The organism is Gilliamella intestini (genome assembly GCF_900094935.1).
GTDB lineage: Bacteria > Pseudomonadota > Gammaproteobacteria > Enterobacterales > Orbaceae > Gilliamella > Gilliamella intestini.
This window is the reverse complement of sequence record NZ_FMBA01000028.1, coordinates 15,055-30,824: the sequence shown is the minus strand read 5'-3', so window position 1 is coordinate 30,824 and position 15,770 is coordinate 15,055. Positions and strand designations below refer to the sequence as shown.

The window sequence follows — 15,770 nt, the reverse complement described above, 5'->3', positions numbered from 1 at the left end:
CCGGGCTCAGACGGTAGCATGGTGTAATGGTTTGGGGTATCGCATACCATGGATAAGGGATTTAACCAATGCGAAATGTGGTGCAAACTGGAGTTTTCCATGTGTAAATGGTATAGATGGTGGCAAGCCATCGTCAGGACATCGGAGTAGCCAACGTCAAATAGGCGCAGGATTTTTTGCTGAGTGGGGCCACGTGGAGGAAAAGGGTGCCCTAGACCTCTATGTTGGTTCCAACTTCATACACTACAACTACTGGACAGCTGACGCTACAGGTTTAAGAGTTAAACCTGTTTTCACTGTCAGCGCGAGCAGCGGCGAAGTCATCCACGCTAATTGGTTTCCCAATGCTAATGTTCTTTGCATAACCCCTTAGCTTTTAGTTATTAATTTTTAAGTTATAAAAAGCTAGCCAAGCAATAAAAAACAGCAGCCCCACATCAAGTGGGGCTGTTTATTTGTCTATTTTACTGGTTATTTTTGTAAAAAATATTCAGGAGTGTATACCGTTTGGGCATTTAAAAACCGGAAAGCGTGATAGGTACTTTAATTGAAATAGCGTGTCATCAATCGATATTAAATTATTTAACTATTTAAATTATATAAATAATTCAAAAAACACAGGTGCATTTATGATGGATTATTTTAATCATAACGAGGACAATTCGCTGTTTTTTACAACTTAAAAAGTGGGCTGTTTATTGGTTTATTTTGCTAGTTATTTTGTAAAAAATATTCAGGAGTGTATACCGTTTGGGGATTTAAAAATCAAAAAGTGTGATAGGTACTGAGCAAAGCGAATTCCCTTTGCAATCCCACGCTTTGGCTAATAGAATGTGGCCTATGGCACATTACTCGTATCATCCTGATACTCGCCTCTACGAGGCCATCTTCGCTGTGCTCAGGTGTTCAAATTTGTTCCAGACAAATTTGTCAGACGCGCCACAAACTCGCCAAACTTCCGTAAAATACGTAAATATCTTTAAAAAACAAATCATTATTCATCTTCTTTGTGGTTAAACATATTAAGCTCCTGTTGTGTGTTGATATTGCTAAAACAAACTGCTTTATCACTAAAATCAACTGATTTAGCGCTGATTTGTTCTAAAAACAGCATTAGTTTGCGTCCGCCTTGCTCTAAATAAGCTTGTAGTTGTGGCGTATTTTTTTTATGAATAAGTAAGATAGTTGGATGATGGTGTTGTCCATCATATGGATAAATAGCGCTGTTATTTGCTGTATAAACAGCTAAACGGTCAATTAAATCATCCGGCAAAAAGGGTGTGTCACAACTGATAAATAAATTCCAATCGGTTTTACTGCGCAATAAACCACTATAAATACCGGATAATGGTCCACAAAATCCTGCTAGGTCATCACTAAATACCGGATAACCAGCTATTTGGTATTGTTCAGTGTGACGATTGCAATTAACCATAATTGCATCGACGTGAGGTTTGATGCAATCAATGACATGTTGATAAAGTGGTTTTTGATGTAATAATAACAGTCCTTTGTCGTTGCCATTCATGCGGGTACTTTTACCGCCAGCTAGAATGATTGCAGTAATAGAGGGTTTTTCCATAAATTATTTCTCTTTTACGTTGCGAAAAAACAAAATAACATTACTATATAGCAAAGTTATTGCAAGTCGTAGCGTATCATTTATTTATGATTGCTTAATTATCATTATCTTCGAAAGATTTGAAGATTTACTAAAGGTAACAATTATGAAATGTCATCGTATTGATGAAGTAATGGAATTATTGCAACCCGCATGGGAAGGCGATTCTGATCTTAATTTATTACAATTTTTAGCTAAATTAGGTCAAGAGGCTGGTTTTGAAGGTGAATTAAAAGATTTGAGTGATGAAGTTTTAATTTATCATTTAAAAATGCGAGGTTCGGATAAGAATGATGTTATTCCAGGTCTAAAAAAAGATTATGAAGAAGATTTTAAAACCGCATTGTTAAAAGCTCGTGGGATTATAAAAGAATAAGGAGAACCATTAATATGAAAAAAACACTTATTGCAATGAGCGTCTTACTTTCTTCTGTAAGTTGTTTTGCAGATGAAGGAAAAACAACAACTAAAGCTGAAGCATCACAAGCTGCTACAGCAAATACACAAGCTCCGATTGAATTAGATAAACAATATATTGTGTTGCCAACTAATCCATCACCTGATAAAGAAGTTATTGAGTTCTTTTCGTTTAATTGTCCTAGCTGTTTTAGATTTGAAGTTCAAAATCAAGGTCCGCAAGCTATTGGTAAGGCTCTACCAAAAGATGTTAAATTTAAGCGCTACCATTTAGAGAGCTTTGGGCCATTAGCGAAAGAGCTTGCGCAAGCATGGGCTGTGGCGAATGTGCTTGGTATTGAAGATAAAGCTTCTGGTGCACTTTATAATGCCATTCAAAAAGATAAAATAATAAAAAAGGCTGATGATATCAAAGCTGTTTTTGAAAAATTAGGTGTTAGCGGTGAAGATTTTGACAAAACAAAAGATGGTTTTTTAGTTAAAGCGTTTATGGTACAGCAAGCTGAAGCAATTAAAGAGATGAAACCAGAATCTATTCCTACTGTTATCGTTAATCGTAAGTTTTATATTGTGCCAAATGGGCTTGATATGGCTAGTGAAGATGCGTTTATTAATGATTATGCACGAGTGACTGCATTTGTAGCAGGTTTAGATCCTAACGCAAAAATCGTTAAAAAAACAAATTCTGATAAAAAATAGTGCTATTAGCGATAATCAGAATAAGTTAATTGTTTCGTTTTGACATTTAAATCCCTTTGTTCAATATAATGATGCAAAGGGATTTTTTTATTATAGTTAGGATTTTGGTGGTTATTCTCGTTCTAACGCATAAATGGGATCAAGTCTAGCTGCGCGTCTGGCAGGGAAATAGCCAAAAATAATACCGATTATGCTTGAGAAGCTAAATGCTGCAATAATTGATATTGCTGAAAAACTCATCGCAAATGATGTAACAACGGTATTAAAAATAAACCCGATGGCAAACGAAAGTAAAATACCTATTGTGCCACCGATTAAACACACTAATACCGCTTCAATCAAGAATTGTTGTAATATGTCGCTTGAGCGTGCGCCAACAGCCATGCGTACGCCAATTTCGCGCGTTCTTTCGGTGACTGATACTAGCATAATGTTCATTACACCAATCCCCCCAACAATAAGTGAAATTAGCGCAATAGCCGAAACCAATAATGTCATGACCCAAGCTGATGAGTTAATTGTTTCTCGTATATTGTCTGAGTTAAAGATGAAGAAATCTTTTGTACCATGGCGTTTAAGCATAATTTGATTAATTGCTTGTTCGGCAATGGTTAAATCGATATTATCTTTTACTCGTACTGTGATGCTTTTTAACGAGGTTTGACCTACCATGCGGTTAATTACGGTGGTATAAGGTAACCAAATATTTAGGCTTTCATTGCTGCCAAACCCTTGTTGTTGCTTTGTTGCAACACCAATAATTCTTACAGGCAGTTGTCCAACCATTAAAATTTTTCCAATGGGGTTTTGATTTGCAAATAGTCGTTTAACGGTATTTTCATCAATTACCGCATCTTGTGCTGAAGTAATAATACTTGTTTCATCAAAAGATTTTCCTTGCGAAATGGTATAACCACGAACCGCAAAAAATTGCTCCCCTACACCATTTACTGTTCCAGTTACTGCTAGGTTATTAATTCGGAAATAAACACTGGTTGCAAGATTCGGTGTAGTGCTGTGTACAAAACTTTGTTGCGCTAGAAAGTCGGCATCTGATGAGCGTAATGTGGTAATTTTGTCAGCATTACGATCGCCAAAGCCCGAACCTGCATAGATTTCTAGCGTGCTAGTTCCTAATGAATTGATGTTAGATAGGATTTTTTGTTTAGTGCCTTGTCCTAATGCAACAACTGACACGACCGATGCAATACCAATAATAATTCCTAACATTGTTAAGATCGTTCGTAATCGCTGTGAAAGCATCGATAACATCGCCATTTTAAACGCATCACGAAAACGGTAGTATTTTGCTAACAAGTTATCTTGAGTTTTTGTTGTTTTGATTTGTTTTGCTTGGCGATTAGCATCTTGCTCAGTTTGGTAATTAGGATTAATTGAATCAGAAATAATTTTTCCATCACTAATTTCAACAATTCGCTCAGCACTTTTAGCAATATTTGAATCATGCGTGACAATAATAATTGTGTGACCTTGCTGATGCAATTCTCGTAATATTGCCATGACTTCTAAACCACTTTTGTGATCGAGCGCGCCTGTTGGCTCATCAGCTAAGATGATTTGTCCGCCATTAATTAAAGCACGGCCAATGCTAACTCGTTGCTGTTGTCCTCCTGATAATTGGTTCGGTTTATTATGAATTTTATCAGCAAGTCCTAAACGACCTAGTATTTCGCTTGCTCTTTTTTGTCGTTGTTCATTAGTGACACCCGCATAAATGGCAGGGATTTCAACGTTTCCTTGTGCAGTTAGTGCATTTAATAAATGGTAACGTTGAAAGATAAAACCAAAATGCTCTCGGCGTAACTGAGCTAACTCATCAGGTGATAATTCACTTGTTGTGCGTCCTCCAATGGAATAAGTGCCTGAGGTCGGTTTATCTAAACAGCCTAAAATATTCATCAAAGTGGATTTACCCGATCCTGATGCGCCAATAATCGCCACCATTTCGCCGGCATTAATTGTCAGGTTGATGTTTTTAAGAACTTGTATGGTTGAGTCACCAGCTGGAAACTCTCGAACAATATTTTCAAGTTTGATAAGAGGTATATTATTTGTCATATTAGAATCGAACCCTTGGTGCTCTTACATTATTACCGATTAAAGCACCATTAGTGCTACTAACGACAATAGTATCACCTTCCTTTACTCCTGATTTTACTTCAACATTGACATTATTATCGATACCTAGAGTGACTTCGCGCTCTTCTATTTCTTTAGATTGATTTAATAGATAAACGATAGCTTTATTATTGCCTAATTTTTTTTGAATGGCTTGAGAAGGAATGGTTAGTACATTTTTTGCTTCAGATAAAACGATATAAACTTGTGCTGTCATTGAAATTCTTAACACATGATCTGGATTGTCTACATCAAATAGTCCATTGTAATAAATCGCACTTTTGGTTGTTGATGAGCTTGATATAGAGTTTGTCTCTGTGTTGATTGACTCAGGAGCGGGTTCTATTGCTCGTAGCGTTAACCCCTCAAAACGCCTATTAGGTTGGCCTAAAATAGTAAAATAAACCGGCATGCCTTTTTTAACGTCAACAACATCGGCTTCAGAAATCTGTGCTTCAATGGTCATTTTGTCGAGCTGCGCGACTTTGACAATCGTTGGTGCACTTTGAACAGAGTTAACCGTTTGTCCTTGATTTACGGGTATAGCAACAATGACACCATCAATCGGTGAACGAATTTTGGTATACCCTAAGTTAACTTTTGCCGTATCTACAGCAACTTGTGCTTTCACAATGTCAGCATCAAGTGCTGCTATATCGGCTTTGATTGCATCGAGTTCGGCTTTTGCCGCATCTAGGTCGGATTGAGCACCAGCCCCTTTATTGACTAGTTTTCGTTGACGATCATAAGTTAATTGATAATTAATCAATCTGGCTTTTTTGGCTTCACGTTGTGCTTCTAAACTATTGAGAGAAGCTTCTGATTGTTTTAAATCATTGCTTTGTTTTAGATCATCAATTTCGGCAATCATATCACCTTGTTTTACTTCGTCGCCCAACTCAACATACAGTTTTTTGATCTGACCAGAAACCTGAGCACCAACACTCACTTGTTTAAATGCATTAATTGTGCCATCAGCAAGTACCGTTTTTTCTATATTACTTTTAGTTACAGGCGCTATAATATAATTTACTGCTGGTTTTGAATTAGATGTGATTAAGTATGCAATATAAATAATTGCAAAAATAATGGTGGCTATAACTAGATATTTAATTTTTATCAATTTTAACAATGTTTTCACCTTTTTATGTTCTTATTGTTATTTTAACATTCTATCGTAATAAACTAAATGTTATTGATAATTATTCTTAATAAACTGTAATGGTTATGAAAATCTAACTCACATACGTTATCACTTTTATGCCAAAAAGCCAGTTTACTCAAAATTTTTACGAATAATTGTGTTGCTTAACAAGCAATAATAGGATCCTAGTTCGGATTTATTGTCGATTGCGCTATAATGTCACAAATTTTTTGTAGTTGATAAAGATAATAAGATAATGGCGTTAAAAATAACCAATAAATGTATTAATTGTGATATGTGTGAACCAGAGTGCCCAAATCAGGCTATTTCAATGGGGTTTGACACTTATGAGATCGATCCCAATAAATGTACCGAATGTGTGGGTTATTATGAGCATTCGACTTGTCAACGAGTCTGCCCTATTCAAAATGCAATTATTGCTGATCCCGAGCATATTGAAACACCAGATCAGCTACTGGCAAAATTTGAATTACTTAAAAGCTCCTCTTAGCTTAGTTGGATTTAACTTCAATACGTAATTCTTTTGGAATTTCAAAAGTAATGTTTTCTAAAATACCGTCTGTTTCGATTAACGAGGTGCAACCTAAATTTTTTAAATGTTCGATCACTTCTTGCACTAAAATATCCGGAGCAGAAGCACCTGCTGTAACGCCTATTGTTCGAGCATGAGTTAACCAATTATGATCAATGTCTGAAGCAAAATCAATCAAGTATGCTTCTTTGCTGTTGCGCCTTGCTAGTTCAGCTAATCGATTAGAATTTGATGAGTTTTTAGATCCTACCACTAATACCACATCGGCTTGTGCTGATAATTGTTTTACTGCTTGCTGACGATTAGTTGTGGCGTAACAGATGTCATTTTTGCGAGGGCTACGAATATGGGGAAATCGTGCTTTTAAAGCGTCAATAATTTCGGCTGTATCATCTACTGATAACGTGGTTTGAGTAGTAAAGCAAAGGTGATTTTCGTTTTTTATTTGTAGTTTTTGTACATCATCAATCGATTCAACTAAATAGATACCACCTTCAGGGTTGTTATATTGTCCCATAGTGCCATCAACTTCGATATGCCCTGCATGACCAATTAAAATGACTTCTTCACCACGATAACTTGAGCGAGCGACTTCCATATGTACTTTGGTAACTAATGGGCAAGTTGCATCAAAAACACGCAACTGACGTTGCTTTGCTTCTTCTCGAACTGCTTTTGATACACCGTGAGCAGAAAAGATTAAAATAGTATTGTCAGGGACTTCACTTATATCTTCAATAAAAATTGCCCCTAATTCTTTTAATCGATTGACAACGTAGCGATTATGAACAACTTCATGACGTACATAAACGGGCGCACCAAAAAGTTCTAATGCGCGTTCAACAATGGTAATAGCACGATCAACACCCGCACAAAAACCACGAGGATTGGCCAAAATAATCTGCATACTATGCCGCTACCTTCTTCGGTTTTTTATAACTACATAAAATAAATAATCCAATACCTACACAAATGGCACAGTCAGCGATATTAAAGGTTGGATAATGCCAATCACCAAAATTAACATCAAGGAAATCAATAACAAATCCATGGTAAAGACGGTCAAATAAATTTCCTAATGCACCACCAAGAATTAGTGATAAAGAAAAATTCTCTAATTTTTGTTGGCGAGTACTGCGGTATAACATATGCACAATTACTGCACAGATAACCAAGGCAAGAATGGCAAGCATTGTACGTTGACCTTCAAAAATACTAAAAGCTGCGCCAATATTACGCACATAAGTAATTGAGAAGAAAGGTAAAAGGTTTACTGATTCAAATAGAAAGAAGTTATTTATAATCCAAAACTTACTTGCAATATCTATAATAAATACAACCATTGCTAATAGTAACCAGTAAAGTCCATGATCTTTTTTCATATAAGTTCGTGCTCATTATTATATTTCCGCCGACAAATTGCCGGCGGAAAATGGGGATATTTTTTATAGCGCTAAATCTTAGCGCTATTATCTGTTTTGATTTTTATTATGCAAAATGTCTAACTTCACCATTACCGTGAATGTTTTGTTCACAACGTTTACATAAATGCGTTGTTGGTTCATTGTCTGTTGTATAATGCCAACAACGAGGACATTTATCACCTTGCGCTTTAACTAATTCAATTTTAAGACCCTGAATATCACTTTGCACGGCATTTGCTGGTGCTGTTTGTAACGGTTTTACGCTCGCTTGCGAGGTGAGTAAAACAAAACGTAATTCGTTTTCTAACTTAGTTAAGGCGCTAGCAATCGCTTCATCAGCATAAAGCGTAACTGCTGCTTCAAGCGCTCCACCAATTACTTTATCGTTACGACCTTGTTCTAGGACTTTATTTACTTCACTACGAATCGCCAAAATTTGCGCCCAATATTCACTATTTAATGCTTCGCTATCTGATAATGTAAATAGTGAGTTATACCACTCGTCTTCAAACACAAATTCTGATTTTTGTAAGCTAGGTAGATATTGCCAAATTTCATCAGCAGTAAATGATAAAACAGGTGCAATCCAACGAACTAATGCCTGTGCAATATGGTATAACGCAGTTTGGCAACTGTGACGTGCGATACTATCGCTTTTTGCTGTGTATTGACGATCTTTAATGATATCTAAATAGAATGATCCCATTTCGATTGAGCAAAATTGCATAATACGTTGTACGACTTTATGAAAATCATAATTTTCATAAGCATGAATAATTTGTTCTTGTGCTTCTTTTGCCATACTAACTGCCCAGCGATCAAGAACAACCATATCTTCTGGTTTTACCATATCTTTAGCAGGATCAAATCCATTTAAATTCGCCAGTAAAAAACGTGCGGTATTACGAATACGGCGATAACTATCGGCAGCCCGTTTGATAATTTCTTCCGAATAACTCATTTCGCCTGAATAATCGGTAGATGCAATCCATAGGCGTAAAATATCCGCCCCAAGTTTGTTCATCACTTCTTGTGGTGTCACAATATTACCTAGTGACTTAGACATTTTACGTCCTTGACCGTCAACCACAAAACCATGTGTTAATACTTGTTTATAAGGGGCTTTATTATCAATTGCTGTTGATAACATTAATGAAGACATAAACCAACCACGATGTTGATCTGAACCTTCTAAATAAAGTTCTGCATCATGTCCTTCAAATTCAGGGCGTGCACGCACAACAGAAGAGAATGTTGATCCTGAATCAAACCAAACATCTAACGTATCAGGTACTTTACGATAATCATCAGCATCAGGACCTAAAAGATCTTTAATATCAGCATCCCACCAAGCTTGAATGCCATCTTTTTCAACTAGCTGTGCGACTTTTTCAACTAATGCTAGTGTATCTGGATGAAGTTCTTCGGTCTCTTTGTGAACAAACAACGTCATAGGTACACCCCATGTACGTTGGCGAGAAATACACCAATCAGGGCGATTAGCCACCATGGTTTCAATGCGTGCTTGTCCCCAATCAGGAATCCAACGAACTTGCTTAATCTCTTTTAATGATTGCGCCCTTAAACCTTGTTTATCCATGCTGATAAACCATTGTGGTGTTGCACGGTAAATCACCGGTGTTTTATGTCGCCAACAGCATGGGTAACTGTGTTCAATATTTTCAAAATGTAATAATGCATTGTGTTCTTTTAATATTTCAACTACCACTTTATTGGCTTTGAATACAAATAGACCATCTAACCCTGCGCCAGTTCCCGGTAAGTAGCAACCATTACCACCAACAGGATTTGCCACTTCTAGACCATATTTTTGACCTACCATAAAGTCTTCTGTACCATGGCCTGGTGCGGTGTGCACTGCGCCAGTACCCGCATCAATTGTGACGTGATCGCCAAATACAATAGGTTCATCAAAATCAAGGAATGGGTGTTTGAAGCGTAATAATTCAAGTGCATCACCTTGGCAACTACCTAAGATTTTCCAATCACTGATATTTGCGCGTTTCATCACAGCTTCAACTAAATCAGCAGCTAAAATTAAGCACTCTTTATCATTGATTTGAACTAATTGATATTCAAATTCAGCATTTAAAGCAATCCCTCGGCTAGCAGGTAATGTCCAAGGGGTTGTTGTCCAAATAACGGCATAAATAGTTAAGTTTGTTGTGATGCCAAATTTGTTTGCTACGGCTTGATTATCAACCGCTTTAAATTTTACATCAATGGCTGGCGATGATTTATCATAATATTCTACTTCGGCTTCGGCTAATGATGACATACAATCGGTACACCAATAGACAGGTTTAGCGCCTTTAACTAAGTGACCATTTTTAATTACTTTACCTAAAGCACGAATAATATTGGCTTCGGTATCGTAATTCATTGTAAGGTAAGGGTTTTGCCAATCACCAAGCACACCCATGCGAATAAAATCAGCTTTTTGTAGTTCAACTTGTGAAGCGGCATAATCGCGGCAAATTTGACGAAACTCAGCAGGTGTTACTTTTACACCTGGTTTTCCAACTTGCTCTTCGACTTTTTGTTCAATCGGTAAGCCATGACAATCCCATCCTGGAATATACGGGGAATCATAGCCACTTAAGCTTTTTGATTTGATAATAATATCTTTGATTATTTTATTAACTGCATGACCTATATGAAGTTTTCCGTTTGCATAAGGAGGACCATCATGCAAAATAAAAGCTTTTTTGCCTTTTTTTACTTGTCGGATCTTTTGATAAAGTTCTTTATCGTACCAGTTTTGCAACATAGCTGGTTCACGTTTAGCAAGATCACCTCGCATCGGGAATCCAGTTTCCGGTAAATTCAATGTGTTTTTATAGTCTGTCATGCTGATTTATTCCAGTTAATTTTGTTGATACTACTTTTTAATTAGTTAATTGTGCACTGATCTTTTTCGCAGTGCAAACGTCTCGTGCAATTTGTTGTTTCAAATCGGCTAATGAATCAAATTTTTTCTCGTCACGCAATTTTTGTACAAAATTCACGTCTAAATATTGTCCATAAATATCGCCTGAAAAGTCAAATAGATTCACTTCTAAAATTGCTGTTTTTCCATGAATCGTTGGTCTTATACCTATGTTGGCAATACCATGATAATGCTGATTATTACAGATATTTTTAACTTTAACAAAATAGACACCTTGTAATGCCGGTTTTTTGCGATGTAAATGGATGTTAGCAGTTGGAAATCCCAACTGTCTTGCTAAAGCATTACCATGTATTACTCGTCCCTGAATTGTATAATTTCGTCCTAAAAGGCAATGCGCTAATTTAAAGTCGTTATTTAATAGAGCTTGACGTACAGCGGTGCTGCTAATTCGTAAGTTATTCCAAACATATGTCGGCATACTTTCAACGGAAAAGCGGTTATTGTGCGCGTATTGCTGTAGTAAATTAATATCTCCTTGCCGTTTAAATCCAAATCGAAAATCGTCGCCAATAACAATATATTTAGCTTGCAATTTGTTAATTAACCAATCTTGGATAAAACTATCAGCAGGCATATTGGCAAAAGTTTGGGTAAACGGAATTACAATAATGTAGTCGATACCTAACTTTTCAATAAAAATGACTTTTTCTTGAAATGACGTTAGTCGTGATGGTGCATTATTAGGGGTAAAAAACTCTAATGGTTGCGGTTCAAATAGCATTACCACCGTTGGTAAATTTAAGTTTTTACCTTGCTTAATTAGATGGTTAATCAGTTGTTGATGCCCTAAATGCACGCCATCAAAATTCCCTAATGTTAAAACACATTGAGAAAACTGATTTTTAAAATTTGCTATACCGCGGATAATCTTCATGAAAACAATGTTATTTATACTAAATAGCCAAGAATTATACCAATCTTTCTTGAAGATGCACGTAATATAAAACAGCTTTTTTCGTTGAATATTTTGTTTTTGTGATAGCTAATATCAAATAATTAATAATGGTTTAAAGCGCGTAAAAACTCTTGCCTTGTGCTTGGGTTCGTTTTAAATCCACCGCCCAAGGCTGTTGTTGTTGTCATACTGCTTGAGTCTTTAATGCCTCTTGCTTTTACGCAATAATGAGTTGCATCAATTGAAACGGCAACATTAACGGTTCCAAGTAAAGTTTGTAGAGCAACTAAAATTTGCTGAGTTAACCTTTCTTGTACTTGCGGTCGTTGTGAAAAGAATTCTACAATACGATTGATTTTAGATAACCCAATCACTTTATCTTTAGGAATATAAGAAACCGTTGCTTTGCCATCGATAGTGACAAAATGATGCTCACAAACACTGGTTAAAGTAATGTCGCGAACGGTTATCATTTCGTCTACTTGCATTTTATTTTCGATTAATGTGATTTTTGGAAAATTTTCATAATAAAGACCAGAAAATATTTCATCAACATACATTTTTGATACTCGATGAGGAGTTTCAGCTAAGCTGTCATCAGTTAAGTCAAGTTCCATGAGTTTCATTATTTCACGAAAATGTGCTTCAATTTTGTTTTTACGCTCACAATTATCCATGGTTAAACGGCAGGATGGCGTTTCAAGGTTTTTAGCAGCGAGTGCTTCTTTAACTTTTTGCGCAGCAAGACTTAATTCTGTCATTATCAAATACTCGGACGAAAATTGATGAAATATTATATAACAGTTATAAGGCAATATACAGTTTTTTGCTTGTGGTTTTATATTGAAACAGATAGTAACTAGTAACCTGAAACTTCTTTACACTATATTATTAGTGATGATAAGAATATTATGGCTAATTAAGGTATACTGTTCACTATCGTGTTGAATAATGATTGAGTAACTATGATGTCAAACAAAACGCCGATTATCTTAATTGATGGATCTTCTTATCTTTACCGTGCTTTTTTTGCATGCCCGCCGTTAACTAATGCCAAAGGCGAACCCACAGGGGCTATTTTTGGTGTGATTAATATGATTCGTAGCCTGCTTAACCAATACAATCCTACGCATATTGCTGTGGTTTTTGATGCTAAAGGTGGTTCTTTCCGTAACGAGATTTATCCTGAGTATAAAGCAACTCGTGAAGCGATGCCTGAAAATCTTCGCCCTCAAATTGAACCCATTCATACTATTTTAAAAGCTATGGGGTTACCTCTACTTTGCATTGAAGGCGTTGAGGCTGATGATGTAATTGGTACATTAGCAAGACAAGCTGAACGGGAAAATCTAGAGGTATTAATCAGCACTGGTGATAAAGATATGGCGCAGCTGGTGAGTAATAAAATTACACTTATTAATACCATGAATAATACGATACTTGATTCAAAAGGGGTCATTGATAAATTTGGTGTTCCACCAGAAAAGATTATTGATTATTTAGCTTTAAGAGGCGATTCATCCGATAACATACCCGGCGTGCCTGGTGTTGGTGAAAAAACCGCTCAGAGTTTATTAGCTGAGTTTGATAGCATAAAAGATATTTATAATCGATTGGATGATATTGAAAAATTATCGATCCGAGGCGCGAAATCATTAAAACAAAAATTAATTGACAATCAAAAAGAAGCCGAACTTTCTTATTTACTGGCAACGATAAAAACTGATGTTAAATTAGATTTTACTAATGAACAACTGATGGTGAGTAATATTGATATTAATGCACTTGCTCAATTATTTGATAATTATGGATTTCATCGTTGGCAAAAAGAGTTAATAGCTGGCAATTTTTTAAAACAGTTATCTCCTGTTGAAATTAAAGATGATATGCCTTTTGATACCCAAAGTGATAGATCATCACTAGAAAATAAAAAAACCGATTATCAATGTATTTTAACTCATGAACAACTAGATAATTGGGTTGATAAATTAAAAAATAGTCAACAATTTGCTTTTGATACTGAAACAAACAGCGTTGATCATGTTCATGCAAAATTAGTGGGAATTTCATTTTGTATTAAATCTTATCAAGCTGCTTATATACCGCTTTCTCATCACTATTTAGGGGTTCCTAAACAATTATCGATTGATGAAGTTTTAACAAAACTAAAACCGGTGCTTGAAGATCCTGCAATAAAAAAAATAGCCCAAAATGCTAAATTTGATTACAGTGTGCTAGCCAATTATGGCATAACCGTGCAAGGTATTGCGTTTGATACAATGCTAGAATCTTATGTATTAAACAGTACAGAACGCCACGATATGGATAGCATGGCTAAACGCTATTTAAATCATAAAACGATTACTTATGATGAGTTGACTAAAATTGATAAAAAGCAGTTTTCTATTGATGAAATCGAGGTAGAAAAAACCACACAATATGCAGCTGAAGATGCCGATATTACTTTTCAATTGCATAATAAATTATGGTCAATACTTGAAAAAAATGAAAAATTAACCAAACTATTTTCTGATATAGAAATGCCATTAGCACTTGTGCTTGCTGAAATGGAAAGGACAGGCGTACTTGTTGATGCTAAATTGCTTAATGAATACTCTCAAGAAATTAGCCAACAATTACAAGAAACCGAAGCGCAATTGCAATTATTTGCTGGCGAAAAATTTAACCCCGCATCACCTAAACAGATTCAAGCGATTTTATTCGATAAACACCAATTGCCGGTTTTAAAAAAGACGCCTAAAGGCGATCCTTCAACCAGTGAAGAAGTGTTAAGTGAGCTAGCTAATGAGTATGAATTACCAAGAATGATTTTGTTTTATCGTGGACTAGCTAAACTTAAGAATACCTATACCGATAAACTACCTTTAATGATTAGTTCAAAAGATGGGCGAATACATACTAATTATAATCAGATTGGTACGATAACTGGTCGATTGTCATCAAATGATCCTAATTTGCAAAATATTCCAGTCCGTAACCAAGAAGGGCGTCGAATTCGACAGGCTTTTATTGCGCCAAAAGGCTATAAGATTATTTCTGCTGACTATTCGCAAATTGAATTGCGTATTATGGCGCATCTATCGCAAGATAAAAGCTTGCTTAACGCTTTTGCCAACGACAAAGATATTCACCGTGTAACAGCGAGTGAAATTTTAGGTAAAAATGAATCTGAAGTGACTTCTGAAGAGCGAAGACGAGCCAAAGCCGTCAATTTTGGTTTGATTTATGGAATGAGCGCTTTTGGTTTATCTAAACAAATTAATGTACCTCGTAAAGAAGCGCAGTTTTATATTGACCGTTATTTTGAGCGTTATCCTGGTGTTCAACAATATATGGAAGAGGCTCGACATCTGGCTGCTGAGCAAGGTTACGTTGAAACCTTATCAGGGCGTCGTTTATATTTATCAAAAATCACTTCAACCAGTGGTATTGAACGACGCGGTGCTGAGCGTGCTGCCATTAATGCCCCAATGCAAGGTACAGCGGCTGATATTATTAAAACAGCAATGATTAAGGTAAGCGAATGGATAAAAAGCTTACCTGTAGGCAATATTAGAATGGTTATGCAAGTACACGATGAGTTAGTATTTGAAGTAAAAGAAGAACTTATTGATCAGTATTGCACTGAAATTAAATTAATCATGGAAAATTGTTATCAACTATCTGTACCATTAAAAGTCGATGTTGGTGTGGGTAATAATTGGGACGAAGCCCATTAATCATACTAAATCAGTACGAAATAAATCAGCCTTAAAAAAAATAGCTAAAGGCTGATTTTATACTTAAACACGTCTTTTCCTGAAACTTTTTCACAAATTATATATTAACTTTCTAATATGAACGGAACTATTGCCGAAAGCTTTAGGCGTGTTAGAATAGACAA

General features: G+C 35.9%; 13 protein-coding genes. 5 read left to right on the top strand and 8 right to left on the bottom strand.

The features are described 5' to 3' along the window. The coding region (locus GA0061080_RS12775) for a hypothetical protein (protein WP_209435779.1) at positions 1-373 on the top strand (373 nt) is incomplete at its 5' end. Between the two features lie 621 nt (positions 374-994). Here the strand turns inward: GA0061080_RS12775 and mobA are convergent. Then, positions 995-1,582: a molybdenum cofactor guanylyltransferase MobA gene (gene mobA / locus GA0061080_RS08250; protein WP_091123947.1), complete on the bottom strand. Its 588-nt coding sequence runs from the start codon at positions 1,580-1,582 to the stop codon at positions 995-997. A gap of 145 nt (positions 1,583-1,727) precedes the next feature. Here mobA and GA0061080_RS08245 point away from each other — a divergent pair, with 145 nt between their 5' ends. Next, positions 1,728-1,997: a YihD family protein gene (locus tag GA0061080_RS08245; protein WP_034911797.1), complete on the top strand. Its 270-nt coding sequence runs from the start codon at positions 1,728-1,730 to the stop codon at positions 1,995-1,997. 14 nt (positions 1,998-2,011) lie between these two features. Then, positions 2,012-2,737 (top strand): DsbA family protein, encoded by a 726-nt coding sequence (locus GA0061080_RS08240; protein ID WP_091123944.1) that lies wholly within the window; start codon positions 2,012-2,014, stop codon positions 2,735-2,737. Between the two features lie 111 nt (positions 2,738-2,848). Here the strand turns inward: GA0061080_RS08240 and GA0061080_RS08235 are convergent, their stop codons facing one another. Together GA0061080_RS08235 and GA0061080_RS08230 are read right to left on the bottom strand one after the other, a co-directional pair. Continuing rightward, on the bottom strand, positions 2,849-4,816 hold the full coding sequence (locus GA0061080_RS08235) for a MacB family efflux pump subunit (RefSeq protein ID WP_091123940.1): 1,968 nt from the start codon (positions 4,814-4,816) through the stop codon (positions 2,849-2,851). A gap of 1 nt (position 4,817) precedes the next feature. Continuing rightward, the gene (locus GA0061080_RS08230; RefSeq protein WP_091123937.1) at positions 4,818-6,008 is read right to left on the bottom strand and encodes an efflux RND transporter periplasmic adaptor subunit; all 1,191 of its coding nucleotides are present in this window, start codon (positions 6,006-6,008) and stop codon (positions 4,818-4,820) included. A 268-nt stretch (positions 6,009-6,276) separates the two neighbouring features. Here GA0061080_RS08230 and GA0061080_RS08225 point away from each other — a divergent pair, with 268 nt between their 5' ends. Beyond that, positions 6,277-6,531: a YfhL family 4Fe-4S dicluster ferredoxin gene (locus tag GA0061080_RS08225; protein ID WP_091123934.1), complete on the top strand. Its 255-nt coding sequence runs from the start codon at positions 6,277-6,279 to the stop codon at positions 6,529-6,531. A 1-nt stretch (position 6,532) separates the two neighbouring features. On the opposite strand, the gene ispH is transcribed toward GA0061080_RS08225, so the two are convergent. The 5 genes from ispH to folE form a co-directional block, all read right to left on the bottom strand. After that, positions 6,533-7,480, bottom strand: coding sequence for a 4-hydroxy-3-methylbut-2-enyl diphosphate reductase (ispH, locus tag GA0061080_RS08220; RefSeq protein ID WP_091123932.1), 948 nt, complete (start codon positions 7,478-7,480; stop codon positions 6,533-6,535). A gap of 1 nt (position 7,481) precedes the next feature. Further along, the gene (gene lspA / locus GA0061080_RS08215; protein WP_065636580.1) at positions 7,482-7,955 is read right to left on the bottom strand and encodes a signal peptidase II; all 474 of its coding nucleotides are present in this window, start codon (positions 7,953-7,955) and stop codon (positions 7,482-7,484) included. A gap of 106 nt (positions 7,956-8,061) precedes the next feature. After that, the gene (gene ileS / locus GA0061080_RS08210; RefSeq protein WP_091123929.1) at positions 8,062-10,869 is read right to left on the bottom strand and encodes an isoleucine--tRNA ligase; all 2,808 of its coding nucleotides are present in this window, start codon (positions 10,867-10,869) and stop codon (positions 8,062-8,064) included. 37 nt (positions 10,870-10,906) lie between these two features. Next, positions 10,907-11,845 carry a bifunctional riboflavin kinase/FAD synthetase gene (gene ribF, locus GA0061080_RS08205; RefSeq protein ID WP_065636582.1) on the bottom strand — a complete coding sequence of 313 codons (939 nt, stop codon included), beginning with the start codon at positions 11,843-11,845 and terminating at the stop codon, positions 10,907-10,909. 122 nt (positions 11,846-11,967) lie between these two features. Further along, positions 11,968-12,627 carry a GTP cyclohydrolase I FolE gene (gene folE / locus GA0061080_RS08200; RefSeq protein ID WP_091123926.1) on the bottom strand — a complete coding sequence of 220 codons (660 nt, stop codon included), beginning with the start codon at positions 12,625-12,627 and terminating at the stop codon, positions 11,968-11,970. 204 nt (positions 12,628-12,831) lie between these two features. Between folE and polA the strand changes: the two genes are divergently transcribed. Next, entirely contained in the window at positions 12,832-15,606 is a 2,775-nt protein-coding gene (polA, locus tag GA0061080_RS08195; protein ID WP_209435778.1) for a DNA polymerase I, read from the top strand. The last annotated feature ends 164 nt before the right edge of the window (positions 15,607-15,770 follow it).

Coding starts and splice junctions, on each gene's coding strand:
- mobA (WP_091123947.1), bottom strand. CDS start 1,582: ATGGAAAAACCCTCTATTACTGCAATCATTCTAGCTGGCGGTAAAAGT.
- GA0061080_RS08245 (WP_034911797.1), top strand. CDS start 1,728: ATGAAATGTCATCGTATTGATGAAGTAATGGAATTATTGCAACCCGCA.
- GA0061080_RS08240 (WP_091123944.1), top strand. CDS start 2,012: ATGAAAAAAACACTTATTGCAATGAGCGTCTTACTTTCTTCTGTAAGT.
- GA0061080_RS08235 (WP_091123940.1), bottom strand. CDS start 4,816: ATGACAAATAATATACCTCTTATCAAACTTGAAAATATTGTTCGAGAG.
- GA0061080_RS08225 (WP_091123934.1), top strand. CDS start 6,277: ATGGCGTTAAAAATAACCAATAAATGTATTAATTGTGATATGTGTGAA.
- ispH (WP_091123932.1), bottom strand. CDS start 7,480: ATGCAGATTATTTTGGCCAATCCTCGTGGTTTTTGTGCGGGTGTTGAT.
- lspA (WP_065636580.1), bottom strand. CDS start 7,955: ATGAAAAAAGATCATGGACTTTACTGGTTACTATTAGCAATGGTTGTA.
- ileS (WP_091123929.1), bottom strand. CDS start 10,869: ATGACAGACTATAAAAACACATTGAATTTACCGGAAACTGGATTCCCG.
- ribF (WP_065636582.1), bottom strand. CDS start 11,845: ATGAAGATTATCCGCGGTATAGCAAATTTTAAAAATCAGTTTTCTCAA.
- folE (WP_091123926.1), bottom strand. CDS start 12,627: ATGACAGAATTAAGTCTTGCTGCGCAAAAAGTTAAAGAAGCACTCGCT.
- polA (WP_209435778.1), top strand. CDS start 12,832: ATGATGTCAAACAAAACGCCGATTATCTTAATTGATGGATCTTCTTAT.